Origin of the sequence: Serratia sp. YC16 (genome assembly GCF_009707615.1) — a bacterium.
Classification (GTDB): domain Bacteria; phylum Pseudomonadota; class Gammaproteobacteria; order Enterobacterales; family Enterobacteriaceae; genus Serratia; species Serratia surfactantfaciens.
This window is the reverse complement of record NZ_WLYN01000005.1, coordinates 224,610-240,255: the sequence shown is the minus strand read 5'-3', so window position 1 is coordinate 240,255 and position 15,646 is coordinate 224,610. Positions and strand designations below refer to the sequence as shown.

General features: G+C 60.1%; 14 protein-coding genes. 5 read left to right on the top strand and 9 right to left on the bottom strand.

Going from position 1 to position 15,646, the window contains the following annotated elements; translation table 11 throughout:
* Window positions 1-40: 40 nt before the first annotated feature.
* From GKN89_RS17000 to rpmH, 7 genes are all read right to left on the bottom strand, one after another.
* Window positions 41-766, bottom strand: a complete 726-nt coding sequence (locus tag GKN89_RS17000) for a 4'-phosphopantetheinyl transferase superfamily protein (RefSeq protein ID WP_019455490.1) — start codon at window positions 764-766, stop codon at window positions 41-43.
* A gap of 133 nt (window positions 767-899) precedes the next feature.
* On the bottom strand, window positions 900-1,700 hold the full coding sequence (locus tag GKN89_RS16995; RefSeq protein WP_063918280.1) for an MBL fold metallo-hydrolase: 801 nt from the start codon (window positions 1,698-1,700) through the stop codon (window positions 900-902).
* 146 nt (window positions 1,701-1,846) lie between these two features.
* Window positions 1,847-3,211 carry a tRNA uridine-5-carboxymethylaminomethyl(34) synthesis GTPase MnmE gene (mnmE, locus tag GKN89_RS16990; RefSeq protein ID WP_019455492.1) on the bottom strand — a complete coding sequence of 455 codons (1,365 nt, stop codon included), beginning with the start codon at window positions 3,209-3,211 and terminating at the stop codon, window positions 1,847-1,849.
* Between the two features lie 96 nt (window positions 3,212-3,307).
* Window positions 3,308-4,945: a membrane protein insertase YidC gene (gene yidC / locus GKN89_RS16985; RefSeq protein ID WP_019455493.1), complete on the bottom strand. Its 1,638-nt coding sequence runs from the start codon at window positions 4,943-4,945 to the stop codon at window positions 3,308-3,310.
* A gap of 2 nt (window positions 4,946-4,947) precedes the next feature.
* Window positions 4,948-5,205: a membrane protein insertion efficiency factor YidD gene (gene yidD / locus GKN89_RS16980; protein WP_004933881.1), complete on the bottom strand. Its 258-nt coding sequence runs from the start codon at window positions 5,203-5,205 to the stop codon at window positions 4,948-4,950.
* Complete coding sequence (rnpA, locus tag GKN89_RS16975) at window positions 5,169-5,528, bottom strand: ribonuclease P protein component (protein ID WP_004933883.1); 360 nt, start codon at window positions 5,526-5,528, stop codon at window positions 5,169-5,171. The genes yidD and rnpA overlap by 37 nt, the downstream gene beginning before the upstream one ends.
* Window positions 5,529-5,545: 17 nt before the next feature.
* Complete coding sequence (rpmH, locus tag GKN89_RS16970) at window positions 5,546-5,686, bottom strand: 50S ribosomal protein L34 (RefSeq protein ID WP_000831330.1); 141 nt, start codon at window positions 5,684-5,686, stop codon at window positions 5,546-5,548.
* Between the two features lie 682 nt (window positions 5,687-6,368).
* On the opposite strand from rpmH, the gene dnaA reads away from it, so the two are divergent.
* The 5 genes from dnaA to yidA all read left to right on the top strand — a co-directional run bounded on the left by dnaA (window position 6,369) and on the right by yidA (window position 13,373).
* Window positions 6,369-7,763, top strand: a complete 1,395-nt coding sequence (gene dnaA, locus GKN89_RS16960) for a chromosomal replication initiator protein DnaA (RefSeq protein ID WP_004933889.1) — start codon at window positions 6,369-6,371, stop codon at window positions 7,761-7,763.
* A gap of 4 nt (window positions 7,764-7,767) precedes the next feature.
* Window positions 7,768-8,868: a DNA polymerase III subunit beta gene (gene dnaN / locus GKN89_RS16955; RefSeq protein ID WP_154747410.1), complete on the top strand. Its 1,101-nt coding sequence runs from the start codon at window positions 7,768-7,770 to the stop codon at window positions 8,866-8,868.
* Window positions 8,869-8,913: 45 nt separating this feature from the next.
* On the top strand, window positions 8,914-9,999 hold the full coding sequence (gene recF / locus GKN89_RS16950) for a DNA replication/repair protein RecF (protein ID WP_004933895.1): 1,086 nt from the start codon (window positions 8,914-8,916) through the stop codon (window positions 9,997-9,999).
* 18 nt (window positions 10,000-10,017) lie between these two features.
* Window positions 10,018-12,432, top strand: coding sequence for a DNA topoisomerase (ATP-hydrolyzing) subunit B (gene gyrB / locus GKN89_RS16945; protein WP_049200580.1), 2,415 nt, complete (start codon window positions 10,018-10,020; stop codon window positions 12,430-12,432).
* Between the two features lie 125 nt (window positions 12,433-12,557).
* The gene (gene yidA / locus GKN89_RS16940) at window positions 12,558-13,373 is read left to right on the top strand and encodes a sugar-phosphatase (protein ID WP_063918278.1); all 816 of its coding nucleotides are present in this window, start codon (window positions 12,558-12,560) and stop codon (window positions 13,371-13,373) included.
* A 25-nt stretch (window positions 13,374-13,398) separates the two neighbouring features.
* Here yidA and GKN89_RS16935 read toward each other — a convergent pair whose 3' ends face one another.
* Together GKN89_RS16935 and GKN89_RS16930 are read right to left on the bottom strand one after the other, a co-directional pair.
* On the bottom strand, window positions 13,399-14,340 hold the full coding sequence (locus GKN89_RS16935; protein ID WP_154747409.1) for an ornithine cyclodeaminase family protein: 942 nt from the start codon (window positions 14,338-14,340) through the stop codon (window positions 13,399-13,401).
* Window positions 14,327-15,295 (bottom strand): threonine/serine dehydratase, encoded by a 969-nt coding sequence (locus GKN89_RS16930; RefSeq protein WP_063918276.1) that lies wholly within the window; start codon window positions 15,293-15,295, stop codon window positions 14,327-14,329. Before GKN89_RS16930 ends, GKN89_RS16935 begins: the two co-directional genes overlap by 14 nt.
* Between the last annotated feature and the right edge of the window lie 351 nt (window positions 15,296-15,646).

Genomic DNA, 15,646 nt, shown 5'->3' with positions numbered 1-15,646 from the left:
CTCGTGCGGCAAAGACAAGTGCTGTCCGCTTTGCACCGCCTTAACCGGGCGTCGTCAGGCCCGTCAATTTGACGAAACGCGAGGACGCCGCCGGACTGCGCGGCGAGATCTCCCCGTCTTTGCGCAAACCGTGGCGCTCTTCGTAGCGCCAGCACAGCAGGCGATCCAGGCTGGGGCTGCCGGCGCACGCCCAGCTCAGGTATTCGTCGGCGTCGCTCATCACCTGAACGTCCGGCGTGGCGCTGGAACGCAGGTGGCCGGAGAAGGGGTGCAGACGCAGCGTCGATTGGCCGCTGTTGCCGAGGCCGGAAATTTTCAGCACGCTTTGCCGGATGCTCCACAGCTGAGTCTCCGCTTCCAGCCGATCGTCCTGTGCGCCGATCCAGGCGTTTTCCGCCGGCGTCTGGTGCGCGTGTTGCAACGCGCTTTGCCGGGTGCCGCGCGCGCGCATCACTTCGATATCCAGGCCGACTTTGCCTTCGTCGCTCAGCAGCACGCCCACGGTGTTGCTGGCGTAAGCGAGGCTGAAATCGGGCAGTTGATGATCGGCGAAGCAGGGGCGGCCGGTCGGGGTAGTGGCGATGGGGGGCAGCGTCGGCAGGCCGTACAGATAGAACATCATTTCGGCGAGCAAAATGCGCCCTTGCAGGTAGCGCGTGCGGCGTTTAACGGAAAAGGTGCGAGTGGCGGCAATCACTTCGTCGGAGAGTCTCTGGGTATCCAGGACGGCGGAGGCCGGGGTCCATCGGGCAAAATGACACGCCATTGTTCACTCCATTACAGAGGGTCGCTAAGAACGCAGGGGTGTTAGATTAAGACTAAGTTGAGGATTTATCATCAAAAAACACTATGCGTTTTATCCGATTTGTTGCCAATTTCAGTGATGAGCGGCGCAGGCGTTATTCCAGGATCCAGCTATCGCCGGTGGCCGGCGCGATCCCTTCCGGCAGCCATAGCCGACCCCACGCGCCGGTACAGTGGCAGCCCATGATCTTTTCCGGCTGATGCTGCTTTAAAAAACGGCGGACGCGCCAGAGGGTACGCGGAGAAGCGCAACGCAGATGAAAACCGCCAATCAAGGCGTGGATCCGATCGATCCCGGTGATTTTCTGGCAGTGGCGCACAATATTCACGATCCCGCGATGCCCGCAGCCGGTCACGATCACCAGACCGCGATCCGATTTGTAAATCAGCACTCCTTCGTCGATAACGTAATCCACCGCCGCGTTTTCCCCGGTAATCACCCCGTAGGCGCGCGGTGCGGGCACGGCGATTTCACCTGACCACATAAAGCGATCGCCGATCGCCAGCGGCGTGCGGCTGTAGTGCATGTTATGGCGCGAGTAGTCGATATCCAAAGAGAGCTTTTTGATTTTGTGGGTGTGGCCCAGCACCTTCAGCGCCGCATAGCGCTCATCGCCGACCTGCGGGTGGCAGATGATGCGGCTGTTGTCCGGCAGCCAGGCGACGCCGCCGCAGTGGTCATAGTGGCCGTGGGAGAGCACCGTCGCGGTGATGCGCGAGAGATCGACGCCCATCAGCGCCGCATTGCGCAGGAAGCTGTCGTCGGGGCCGGTGTCGAACAGTATGGAGGTCGTCTCGTCCTCAATCAGCAGGCTTAACCCGGCCTTGGCCTGCAATAGCGGGTTGGCGCCGGCGGCGCGGCGGTTTTCCAGCAATACCTTGAGGGTTAACGCCATGTTGACTCGTTCCTGAGAAAGACACCTGACCGTCCAGTATATCGCGGGCAGTTGCGGCGGCGCTGTGAGCCAGCGCGCAGAGCGAGAGCGGGAAAGAAAAACGGCCGGAACAGGGTGCCCCGGCCGTGAAGGCGTCTGGCAGCGCGTTATTTGCCGATACAGAAGCTGGAGAAGATACGGCCCAGCAGATCGTCGGAGGTGAATTCGCCGGTGATTTCGCTCAAGGCCAGCTGCGCCTGGCGCAGTTCCTCGGCCAGCAGCTCGCCCGCGTAAGCGCTCACTAACTGTTCTTTGCCCTGCACCAGATGCTGCGCCGCCAGTTCCAGCGCCTGCAGGTGGCGACGGCGCGCCAGGAAGCCGCCTTCCATGTTGCTGGTGAAGCCCATGCTCTGTTTAAGATGATCGCGCAGCACATCGACGCCTTCGCCGGTGCGGGCCGACAGGCGAATAAGCGAGTGGTTGTTCACTTCCGTCATACCCAGCGTTTCGCCGGTGATGTCGGCCTTGTTACGCACCACGGTGATCGGCAGCGTGTTCGGCAGGCGCGCCATAAACTCCGGCCAGATTTCGGCCGGCTCGGTGGCGGCGGTGGTGGTGCCGTCAACCATAAACAGCACTCTGTCGGCCTGTTCGATCTCGTTCCATGCACGTTCGATGCCGATGCGCTCCACTTCGTCGCTGGCGTCGCGCAGGCCGGCGGTGTCGATGATGTGCAGCGGCATGCCGTCGATATGGATGTGTTCGCGCAGAACGTCGCGGGTGGTGCCGGCGATATCGGTGACGATCGCCGCTTCGCGCCCGGCCAACGCATTGAGCAGGCTGGATTTACCGGCGTTAGGACGCCCGGCGATCACCACCTTCATCCCTTCGCGCAGCAGGCTGCCCTGGCGCGCTTCACCGCGCACGTTGTCCAGATCCGCCATCACGTCATTGAGCTGCGCCTCGATTTTACCGTCGGACAGGAAGTCGATTTCCTCGTCCGGGAAGTCGATCGCCGCCTCCACGTAGATTCGCAGGTGAGTGAGCGCTTCCACGAGCTGGTGGATGCGGGTGGAGAACGCGCCCTGCAGCGAGTTCATCGCCGAACGCGCCGCCTGTTCGGAGCTGGCGTCGATCAGATCGGCGATCGCTTCGGCCTGCGCCAAATCGAGTTTGTCGTTGAGAAACGCGCGTTCGGAGAACTCGCCGGGCCGTGCGATGCGTACGTCGGGCAGCGCCAGCACGCGCTTGAGCAGCAGATCGAGGATCACCGGCCCACCGTGGCCCTGCAGCTCCAGCACGTCTTCGCCGGTAAAGGAGTTCGGCCCGGGGAACCACAGCGCGATGCCCTGATCGAGAGTGTCACCAGTGGCGTCGCGGAACGGCAGATAGTCAGCGTAGCGCGGCTTCGGCAGCTTGCCGAGCAACGCCTGGGCGACGTCTTTGGCCTTGCTTCCGGAAATGCGCAGAATGCCGACGCCGCCGCGTCCCGGCGGGGTGGCTTGGGCTACGATGGTATCGGTGGTGCTCATAACGGTTCTCTCTGACGATTAAGATGCAAAAAGGCGGTCTAATGACCGCCTTTGGTGTGACTGCAAGGGTCGGCGCGCCGAACCCCTACAATACGCTTAGCTTTTTTTCTTGTCGCGGCTGTGCAGACCGCGTTTTTCCAGACCACGGTAAATCAGCTGCTGCTGCAGGATGGTCACCAGGTTGCTGACGATGTAGTACAGCACCAGACCGGACGGGAACCACAGGAAGAACACTGTGAAGATCACCGGCATGAAGGTCATGATTTTCTGCTGCATCGGGTCAGTCACGGTGGTCGGCGACATCTTCTGAATGAAGAACATCGTCACGCCCATCAGGATTGGCAGGATGTAGTACGGGTCTTGCGCCGACAGGTCATGGATCCACAGGGCGAACGGCGCGTGGCGCAGCTCGACCGAACCCATCAGCATGTAGTACAGCGCCAGGAAGATCGGCATCTGAATGATCAGCGGCAGACAGCCGCCGAGCGGGTTCACTTTCTCCGCCTTGTACAGCGCCATCATCTCTTGGCTCATACGCTGTTTGTCATCGCCGATACGCTCGCGCATCGCCTGCAGTTTCGGCTGCAGCATGCGCATTTTCGCCATCGAGGTGTACTGCGCCTTGGTCAGCGGGTACATGATGCCGCGCACGATGAAGGTGATGATGATGATGGAGAAGCCCCAGTTGCCGATAAAGCCGTGGATGAACTTCAGCAGTTTGAACAGCGGCTGGGAGATGAACCACAGCCAACCGTAATCCACGGTCAGGTCCAGGTGCGGCGCCAACTGGGCCATCTGGTCCTGCAGCTCCGGACCGACCCACAGGGTGGCGTTCAGCTGTTGCTGAGCGCCCGGCTGCACCACAACCGGCGTAGACTTGAAGCCGATGGTGGACAGGTTGTCACCCGGTTTGGCGGTGTAGAAGGTGTTGTCACCCTTGGTCGCCGGCACCCACGCGGTGGCAAAGTACTGTTGCAGCATCGCGACCCAACCGTCTTTGGTGGTGACGCTCAGGTTTTCGTCTTTGTCGAACGCGTATTTCTGGTACTTGTCTTCGCTGGACGAGTACGCCGCGCCGCGGAAGGTGTGCAGCGCGAAGTTGCTGCTGCCGGTGTCGCGGTGCTTAGGCAATTCGGTGGTCTGCTTCAGCTGGCCGAACAGGGTCAGCTCCAGCGGCGTCGCGCCTTTGTTGTCGATGCTGTAATCCACGCCGACCGCATAGTGATCGCGTTTGAGCACGAAGGTCTTGGTGTAGACCGCGCCGTCTTTATCGGTGTAGGTCAGCGGAATGCGCAGCTCGTCCTGGCCTTCCGGCAGGGTGTAGCTGTCTTGTGCCGCCTGATACAGCGGGCGTTCGCCGTTGGCCGGGTTGTCCGGGCCGTTTTTACCGGTCAGGCCGCTTTGCGCCTGATAGACGAACGACGGGGTGGTTTCCAGCAGTTGGAACGGAGTCGATGAACCCAGAGTATCCGGGTAGGCCAACAGTTTAGCCTGCTCGATATCGCCACCACGGGTGTTGATGGTCAGCGACAGCACGTCGGTGTTCACGGTAATCAGCTTACCCTGACCACTGGCTGGCACGGCCTGGCTGGCGGCATCACCGGCTACTGCGTTCGAAGTCTGTTGCGTGGTCTGTGCGGCCGGCTGCGGAGCGTTGTCCGTTTGCCATGCCTGCCAGATCATGAAAGACACGAACAGCAGAGCGATGAGGAGAAGATTGCGTTGCGAATCCATCGTTAGTGTTCTCTGTTATCGTCGGTTTTTGGCGGCACCGGATCATCGCCACCTGGGTTCAAAGGGTGGCATTTTAATACGCGTTTCAATGCTAACCAACTGCCTTTTATCATGCCAAACCTGCTTAATGCCTCAATTGCGTAATGAGAGCATGTCGGCTGGAAGCGACAACGAGGCCCTAGCAGCGGACTGATGACGAGCTGATAGGCTCGCACCAGCCCGATCAGGATGCGGGAGCCTGGCGACAGTGGCGACGCCATAATTTATCCAAAGCTTCCGTCAGCGCGCGGTTATCCAAATCCGCTATCCCCTTTTTGGCCACCACGACAAAATCCATCGCCGGTAATTCGTGCTGGCGCAGGCGGAAGCTTTCGCGGGTTAGGCGTTTGATCCGATTACGCTCGTGCGCGCGTTTGACGTGTTTTTTGGCGACGGTAAGACCGATGCGGGGATGCCCCAGCTGGTTCAGGCGGCCGAGGATGGTGATTTGCGGCGTGCCAGCCCGTTGTGGCTGCTGGAAGACGAAAGTGAAATGAGTGGGAGTTAACAAACGTAACTCCCTGGGAAAAGCGAGCTTAACCACTCAGCGGGTTAGCTTTATTACTTAGAAACAGTCAGACGAGCACGGCCTTTCGCACGACGGCGGGCCAGAACTTGACGACCATTTTTGGTGGCCATACGAGCACGGAAACCGTGGCTACGGTTGCGCTTCAATACGGACGGTTGGAAAGTGCGTTTCATAGCGATTTCTACCTAAACTTAAAATAATTACTGATCAGTAAACGCGTTTGGCTACTCGGCGTGAAGATGACCGACGCCTCAATCGCAATACATAAAGAAGCGGGATTGTAATAATTGTACAGTCCTGAGTCAATTCGCATCGCGCCAGCCTACCTGGTTGTCTGCCAATAACGGAACAAAATCCGGTCTTGGCCCGTGGTCACCGCAGAATCCTGTCTGGCTAATGACGCACCATAAGGAACCAGGTATCACACGTAGGGCGAAGATTATACGGACTCGGGGTGAAATCGCAAGGATCCCCGTGAGATCCTTTGCGCGCGATCCCAGGATCCGGCGTGGATAACAGGGTATAACCGGTTGACAATGTAAAAAACGCGGCGCAGCGGCCGGGATCTGCACGGTCGTGCGGCCGCAGCGGTGAAAAGATCGCCGCCGGCCGCGGCCTGTGGATAAAATGGATCTAATCTGTGAGGAAGGGGAGGATCTCTTGCGCGGATTGCGCTATGATCCGTCATTCCGATCGCGATCCCTCATGCCGGGATCGTGAGGGACACAAACCGTGAAAGGCGGTTCGCATCCCCCACAGGCAAACAGCCGATGCCGGGTATGTGTCAAAAATCATGAGTTATAAAAAAGTTGCCCGTTTCTTTTCTTTATTGATCTTGTTCGAGTGGAGTCCGCCGTGTCACTTTCGCTTTGGCAGCAGTGTCTTGCCCGATTGCAGGATGAGTTACCTGCCACAGAATTTAGTATGTGGATTCGCCCATTGCAGGCGGAACTGAGTGACAACACCCTGGCGCTGTACGCGCCTAACCGTTTTGTGCTGGATTGGGTTCGCGATAAGTACTTAAACAACATCAATGGTCTGCTGAATGATTTCTGCGGCACGGACGCGCCTTTGCTGCGTTTTGAAGTCGGCAGCAAGCCGATCACGCAGGTGATAAGCCAGACCGTGACCGCCAGCGTCAGTAGCGCTCCTGCGGCTCCGGCGGCGCGCACGGCCGCGCCTTCGCGCCCGAGCTGGGACAACGCGGCGGCGCAGCCCGAGCTCTCTTACCGCTCCAACGTCAACCCTAAACACACCTTCGACAACTTCGTCGAGGGTAAGTCCAACCAGCTGGCGCGCGCGGCGGCTCGCCAGGTGGCGGACAATCCGGGCGGCGCCTACAACCCTTTGTTCCTGTATGGCGGCACCGGCCTGGGTAAAACTCACCTGCTGCACGCGGTCGGCAACGGCATCATGGCGCGCAAGGCCAACGCCAAAGTGGTCTACATGCACTCGGAACGCTTCGTGCAGGACATGGTCAAAGCGTTGCAGAACAATGCCATCGAAGAGTTTAAGCGCTACTACCGTTCGGTCGACGCGCTGCTGATCGATGACATCCAATTCTTCGCCAACAAGGAGCGTTCGCAGGAAGAATTCTTCCATACCTTTAACGCCCTGTTGGAAGGCAATCAGCAGATCATCCTGACCTCGGATCGCTACCCTAAAGAGATCAACGGAGTGGAAGATCGTCTGAAGTCCCGCTTCGGCTGGGGGCTGACGGTGGCGATCGAGCCGCCGGAGCTGGAAACCCGCGTGGCGATCCTGATGAAAAAGGCCGACGAAAACGACATTCGCCTGCCGGGCGAAGTGGCGTTCTTCATCGCCAAGCGCCTGCGTTCCAACGTGCGTGAGCTCGAAGGGGCGCTGAACCGCGTGATCGCCAACGCCAACTTTACCGGCCGGGCCATCACCATCGATTTCGTGCGCGAAGCGCTGCGCGATCTGCTGGCGTTGCAGGAAAAGCTGGTCACCATCGACAATATTCAAAAGACGGTGGCGGAGTATTACAAGATTAAAGTCGCGGATTTGCTGTCCAAGCGGCGTTCGCGATCCGTTGCCCGCCCGCGCCAGATGGCGATGGCGCTGGCGAAGGAACTCACCAACCACAGCCTGCCGGAAATCGGCGATGCGTTTGGTGGCCGCGACCATACCACGGTGTTGCACGCCTGCCGGAAGATCGAGCAGCTGCGTGAGGAAAGTCACGACATCAAAGAAGATTTCTCCAATTTAATCAGAACATTATCTTCATAGCGCTATGAAATTTATCGTTGAACGTGAGCATCTGCTAAAACCGCTGCAACAGGTGAGCAGCCCGCTGGGCGGCCGCCCGACCTTGCCGATCCTGGGCAACCTGCTGCTGCAGGTGACGGAAGGCTCCCTGCTGCTGACCGGTACCGATCTGGAGATGGAGATGGTGGCGCGCGTCGCCCTGTCCCAGCCGCATGAGCCGGGCGCGACCACCGTGCCCGCGCGCAAATTCTTTGATATCTGCCGTGGCCTGCCGGAAGGGGCGGAGATCGCCGTCACGCTGGAAAGCGAGCGCATGCTGGTGCGATCCGGCCGCAGCCGTTTCTCGCTCTCCACGCTGCCGGCGGCGGACTTCCCGAACCTGGACGACTGGCAGAGCGAGGTGGAATTCACCTTGCCGCAGGCGACGCTGAAGCGCCTGATCGAAGCCACCCAGTTCTCGATGGCCCATCAGGACGTGCGTTACTACCTGAACGGTATGCTGTTTGAAACCGAAGGCGAAGAGCTGCGCACGGTCGCGACCGACGGCCACCGCCTGGCGGTGTGCTCGATGTCGATCGGCCAACAGCTGCCGTCGCATTCGGTGATCGTGCCGCGTAAAGGGGTGATGGAGCTGGTGCGTCTGCTGGACGGCGGCGATTCGCTGCTGCAGCTGCAGATCGGCAGCAACAACATCCGCGCCCACGTCGGCGATTTCATCTTCACCTCCAAGCTGGTTGACGGCCGTTTCCCGGACTATCGCCGCGTCTTGCCGAAGAACCCGGATAAAACGCTGGAAGCCGGCTGCGATCTGCTCAAGCAGGCGTTCGCCCGCGCGGCCATTCTCTCGAACGAGAAATTCCGCGGCGTGCGGCTGTACGTCAGCCAGAACCAGCTGAAGATCACCGCCAACAACCCGGAGCAGGAAGAGGCGGAAGAGATCCTCGACGTCAGCTACGACGGCGCGGAGATGGAGATCGGTTTCAACGTCAGCTACGTGCTGGACGTGTTGAACGCGCTCAAGTGTGAAGACGTGCGCCTGCTGTTGACCGACTCGGTCTCCAGCGTGCAGATCGAAGACGGCGCCAGCCAGGCGGCGGCCTACGTTGTCATGCCAATGCGGTTGTAGTCTCGTTACCTTGAATTACAGCACCGTCATCGGTAAAGAGATTGCATGGCTCTGACGCGTTTATTGATTAAAGACTTCCGCAATATCGAGGCGGCGGATTTGGCGCTGGCGCCGGGATTCAACTTCCTGGTCGGCGCCAACGGCAGCGGCAAGACCAGCGTGCTGGAAGCGGTGTATACGCTCGGCCATGGCCGCGCCTTTCGCAGCCTGCAGGCCGGGCGGGTGATCCGCCACGACCAACCGGAGTTCGTGCTGCACGGCCGCATCGAAGGCGCGGAGCGCGAGCTGTCGGTAGGATTGAGCAAGAGCCGTCAGGGTGACAGCAAAGTACGCATCGATGGCAGCGACGGCCACAAGGTGGCCGAGCTGGCGCAGCTGCTGCCCATGCAGCTGATCACCCCCGAAGGTTTTACCCTGCTGAACGGCGGGCCGAAATTCCGGCGCGCCTTCCTGGACTGGGGCTGTTTTCATAACGAACCCGGTTTTTTCACCGCCTGGAGCAACCTGAAACGGTTACTGAAGCAGCGCAATGCCGCGCTGCGCCAGGTGAGTCGCTATGCGCAGATCCGCGCCTGGGATCAGGAACTGATCCCGCTCGCGGAGCGCATCAGCGAATGGCGGGCGGAATACAGCGACGCGATCGCCGCGGATATCACCGCGACCTGCGCGCAGTTTCTGCCTGAATTTGCCCTGAGCTTCTCCTTCCAGCGCGGCTGGGACAAAGAGAGCGACTATGGCGAGCTGCTGGAGCGCCAGTTCGAGCGCGACAGGGCGTTGACCTATACCGCGGTGGGGCCGCATAAAGCGGACTTTCGTATTCGTGCCGACGGCACGCCGGTAGAGGATTTGTTATCGCGCGGTCAGCTTAAGCTGCTGATGTGCGCGTTGCGCTTGGCGCAGGGTGAGTTTCTCACCCGGCAGAGCGGGCGGCGTTGCCTGTATCTGATTGATGATTTTGCCTCCGAGCTGGACACCGGCCGTCGCCGGTTGCTGGCCGATCGCCTGAAAGCCACCCAGGCCCAGGTTTTTGTCAGCGCGGTCAGCGCTGAACAAGTGACCGACATGGCCGGTGAAAAGGGCAAGATGTTCCGCGTGGAACAGGGTAAAATAGAGGTTCAACCACAGGACTAAAATGAGCGAGAAACGTTGATGTCGAATTCTTATGACTCCTCAAGTATCAAGGTATTAAAAGGGCTGGATGCGGTGCGCAAGCGCCCGGGCATGTATATCGGCGACACCGATGACGGCACCGGTCTGCACCACATGGTATTCGAGGTTGTGGACAACGCTATCGACGAAGCGCTCGCGGGCCACTGTAGTGACATTCAGGTCACCATCCATGCCGACAACTCGGTATCGGTGCAGGATGACGGCCGCGGCATTCCGACCGGCATTCACCCGGAAGAAGGGGTTTCAGCCGCAGAGGTCATCATGACCGTGCTGCACGCCGGCGGTAAATTCGACGACAACTCCTATAAAGTTTCCGGCGGCCTGCACGGCGTTGGCGTCTCGGTGGTTAACGCCCTGTCGGAGAAATTGGAGCTGGTGATCCGCCGCGAAGGCAAGGTGCACGAACAAACCTACAGTCACGGTGAGCCGCAGGCGCCGCTGAACGTGGTGGGCGAAACCGAACAGACCGGCACCATGGTGCGTTTCTGGCCGAGCCACCAGACTTTCACCAACGTGACCGAGTTCGAGTACGACATTCTGGCCAAGCGTCTGCGCGAGCTGTCCTTCCTCAACTCCGGCGTGTCCATCCGCCTGAAGGACAAGCGCACCGACCGTGAAGACCACTTCCATTACGAAGGCGGCATCAAGGCGTTTGTCGAGTACCTGAACAAGAACAAAACCCCGATCCACCCGAACGTGTTCTACTTCTCCACCGTGAAAGACGACATCGGCGTGGAAGTGGCGCTGCAGTGGAACGACGGTTTCCAGGAAAATATCTACTGCTTCACCAACAACATTCCGCAGCGCGACGGCGGCACGCACCTGGTCGGTTTCCGTACCGCGATGACCCGCACGCTGAACAGCTACATGGAGAAGGAAGGCTACAGCAAGAAGGCCAAGGTCAGCGCCACCGGCGATGACGCGCGTGAAGGCCTGATCGCCGTAGTGTCGGTGAAGGTGCCGGATCCTAAGTTCTCCTCTCAGACCAAGGACAAGCTGGTCTCTTCCGAGGTGAAAACCGCGGTTGAAACGCTGATGAACGAGAAGCTGGTGGATTACCTGATGGAGAATCCAGGCGACGCGAAAATCGTGGTCGGCAAAATCATCGACGCGGCGCGCGCGCGCGAAGCGGCGCGTAAGGCGCGTGAGATGACCCGCCGCAAAGGCGCGCTGGATCTGGCCGGCCTGCCGGGCAAGCTGGCGGACTGCCAGGAACGCGATCCGGCGCTGTCCGAACTGTACCTGGTGGAAGGGGACTCCGCGGGCGGCTCTGCCAAGCAGGGGCGTAACCGCAAGAACCAGGCTATCTTGCCGCTGAAGGGGAAAATCCTCAACGTCGAGAAAGCGCGTTTCGACAAAATGCTTTCTTCGCAGGAAGTGGCGACGCTGATCACCGCGCTGGGTTGCGGCATCGGCCGCGACGAGTACAGCCCGGACAAGCTGCGTTACCACAGCATCATCATCATGACCGATGCCGACGTCGACGGTTCGCACATCCGTACGCTGCTGTTGACCTTCTTCTACCGCCAGATGCCGGAAATCATCGAGCGCGGCCACGTGTTCATCGCGCAGCCGCCGCTGTACAAGGTGAAGAAAGGCAAGCAAGAGCAGTACATCAAAGATGACGAGGCGATGGATCAGTACCAGATCGCCATCGCGATGGACGGCGCTACGCTACACACCAACGCCAGCGCGCCGGCGCTCGGCGGCGAGCAGCTGGAGAAACTGGTGGCTGAGCACTATAGCGTGCAGAAGCTGATCGGCCGCATGGAGCGCCGCTACCCGCGCGCGCTGCTGAACAGCCTGATCTACCAGCCGACGCTGAACGAAGGCGATCTCAGCGATGAAGCCAAGGTGAAAGCCTGGATCGCTTCGCTGGTGCAGGCGCTGAACGACAAAGAACAGCATGGCAGCAGCTATGACTTCGTGATCTTCGAGAACCGTGAACGCCAGATGTTCGAACCGGCACTGCGCATCCGTACCCACGGCGTGGATACCGATTATAAGCTGGACTTCGACTTCATCCACGGCGGCGAATACCGCAAGATCTGCCAGCTGGGCGAGAAGCTGCGCGGGCTGATCGAAGAGGGTGCGTTTATCGAGCGTGGCGAACGCCGTCAGCCGGTAGACAGCTTCGAGCAGGCGCTGGAGTGGCTGGTGAAAGAGTCGCGCCGCGGTCTGTCGGTGCAGCGTTATAAAGGTCTGGGCGAGATGAACCCGGAACAGCTGTGGGAAACCACCATGGATCCGGAAAGCCGCCGCATGCTGCGCGTGACCGTCAAGGACGCCATCGCCGCCGATCAGCTGTTCACCACGCTGATGGGCGATGCGGTTGAACCGCGTCGCGCCTTTATCGAAGAAAACGCCCTGAAAGCGGCGAACATCGATATCTGATGCGTTAATGGCTGTGAAAATCCGCGCCGGGTGACCCGCGCGGATTTTTTTTACGCCTTTTTTGGCGCTGACAGCCGAGGCTGAAACGCGTTAGCATGGAAAAAAACCACTGGGAGAAGCGTTGAATGGCTATTGAACTGATTGCGATCGACATGGATGGCACGTTGCTGGATCCGCAGCACCAAATCACGCCGGCGGTAAAGCAGGCTATCGCGGCGGCGCGGCGCAAAGGGGTGCATGTGGTGCTGGCCACCGGGCGGCCTTATGTCGGCGTGCAGGACTATCTGCGCCAGTTGGACATTCAGGGCCCCGGCGATTTTTGCATCACCTACAACGGCGCGCTGGTGCTGCGTGCGGCCGACGGCGCCTGCATCCTGCAGGAAACCCTGGGCTTCGAGGATTATCTGCACTTCGAGCAGATGGCGCGCGAGTTCGGCGTTCACTACCAGGCGTTTGATTTCGATACCCTCTATACCCCGAACAAGGACATCGGCAAGTACACCATCCACGAGGCGGCAATGACCGGCATCCCGCTGAAATACCGCAGCGTGGAAGAGATGGATCGCCAGATGCGTTTCCCGAAAGTGATGATGATCGACGAGCCGGAGCTGCTGGACAGCGCCATTGCGCGCATCCCGGCGGAAACGCGCGAGCGCTACACCATTCTCAAAAGCGCGCCTTACTTCCTCGAGATCCTGCATAAGAACGTCGATAAGGGCGCCGGGGTGAGAATGCTGGCCGAGCACCTCGGCGTGGCGCGGGAAAATATCATGACGCTGGGGGATCAGGCCAACGATACGGCGATGATCGAATATGCCGGCGTCGGCGTGGCGATGGGCAACGCCATTCCCGAGCTGAAAGCGGTGGCGCAGTTTGTCACCAGCGCCAATACCGAAGACGGCGTGGCGCGCGCCATCGAGAAATTTGTGCTCAACGCCTGAGAAAACGGGGCGCTGCGGCGCCCCTTTATATTGCCGCCAGCACCCCTTTGGCGATCTGCAGATCCTGAATCGCCAGCCCGGTAAGATCGGCGATGGTGATGTGCTGCGGCTCGCTTCGCACCTGCTCCCCCTGCGCCAATGCGGTGCCAATTTCGACGATCGTCGTTGAAGTCAGCTTGTTCTGCCGATAAGCCGTCGCGATCTCGCCATATTCCGCACACTGCGTCAGCGCATCGACCAGCAGCGTGTCCGCCTTGGCCACCAGATCGGCCGCCAGCTCTTGCTTGCCGGGCGCGTCGGCGCCCACGGCGGTAATGTGCGTGCCGGGCCGGATATCTGCCGCCTGCAAGATCGGTTCGCGGCTGGGCGTGGTGGTCACGATCAGCTGGCAGTGCGCCGCCAGCTCCGCCGCATCCTGCGTGACCCACACCCGAAATCCCTCGGCTTCGGCATCGCGCCGATACGCCGCCAGCGCCTGTTCGTTGCGGCCCCATACCCATACCTCGCGGCAATCGGTCACCGGTTTCAGACACTGCAGCTGCAGCCGTGCTTGCAGCCCGGTACCGACCATGCCTATCGCCTGAATATGCGGCGGCGCGCATAGCTCGGCGGCGATGCGGCCGGCCAGAGCGGTGCGCAGCGCGGTCAACCACCCCTCATCCTGCAGCAGCGCGCGGGGCTCGCCGGTCTGGGCGGAGAACGCCATCATCAACCCCTGATTGCTGGCCAGACCGTGCTCGGCGTTGCGATAGAAACCGGCGGACACTTTGACCACGAACAGCTCGTCGCCTTCCAGCCAGGCGGATTTGATGCAGCAGTCGCCGGCGGCCCGATCGAACTTGAAATGCTGCACTGGCGGCTGTTGCACCCGTCGCTGCGAGTAGGCGATAAACCCCTGCTTCAGCAGCGGCGTAATGGCCTCGGCGTCGAACGCGGCGAGGATTTGCTGCCGGTTAAGGATGCGCATCGGCGATGGCCTTGAGGTATTTCTCCAGCACGATGTTTTTACCGCACAGCACCACCGCCACCTTTTTCCCCTGGTATTCTGGCGCCAGTTTGATCGCCGCCGCCAGTGCCACGCCGGCCGCACCTTCGATAATCCACCGATCGCTGGCGGCAATCAGACGCATCGCATGCTTGATCTCTGCCTCGCTGACCAGCACTTTACGGTCGATCAGCTGCTGGCACAGTGGAAAGGTCACGGCGCCCGGCTCGACGCCGCCTGCGGTGCCGTCGGACAAGGTTTCTTGCTCTGCCACCGGGAAGATATGGCCCGCTTCCAGCGCGCTGTACATGCTGGTGGCGTTTTCCGGCCAGCAGGCGATAAGCTGCGTGTTCGGCGACAATTGCCGCAAAACGGTGCCGATGCCGGCGATATAGCCACCGCCGCCCACCGCCACGAATACCGCGTCCAGATCGGCGAGTTGTTCAACCAGCTCCATGCCACAGGTGCCCTGGCCGGCAATGACCTGCTCGTCGTTATACGGCGAGATATAGGTTTTCCCCTGCTGGCGTGCGGCTTGTTCCCCCGCCAGTTCGGCGTTCAGCGCATCGCCCGGCACCAGTTCCACGGTGCCGCCCAGCGCGCGGATGGTGTCGAGCTTGATGCTCGCCGCCGTCTCCGGCGCATAAACCGTGACGCCAACGCCCATCAGCTGCCCCGCTAGGGCGACCGCCTGGCCGTGGTTGCCGGTTGAGGCGGCGATCACGCCGCGCCGGCGTTGTTCGCTATCCAGTAGCCGCAGCTTGTTGCTGGCGCCGCGAAATTTAAAGGAACCGGTGTGCTGCAGATGATCGCACTTCAGATACAGCTCGCAGCCCAACTGCTGTGAAAGCAGCACGCTGCGCTCCAACGGCGTGACCCGCACCTGAGGGCGCAGTTGCTGATGGGCAGAAACAATGGCATCGAAGAGGGGGTTCATACCGGCTCCAGAATTTTATTGGACTTAAAAATCCAGTTTGTACTTTTTTGTATTGGTTGTAAACCCCGTCGCCCGGGCGTCTGGCTAACCGGCCAGGCAGGGGAAACGGCATCGCGTTTGCGGTGAAAATAATCATTAATTTATCGCTTAGTGGCATGACCTTTTATTTATTTGCGTTAAGTAAGGCGCCGCCACTGCCTTATTTTTATGAGGGAAATGAGAATGAAAAAATAGCGCTCGTCTCATTCACTTATACCGCATTGGCGCCGTTGAGTTTCTCCGCCAGGCATATGGCCGGCTAATCGGGCGCTTATTTCCTGCCGGTGCCGCCGATAGCCTTCAATGATAAGA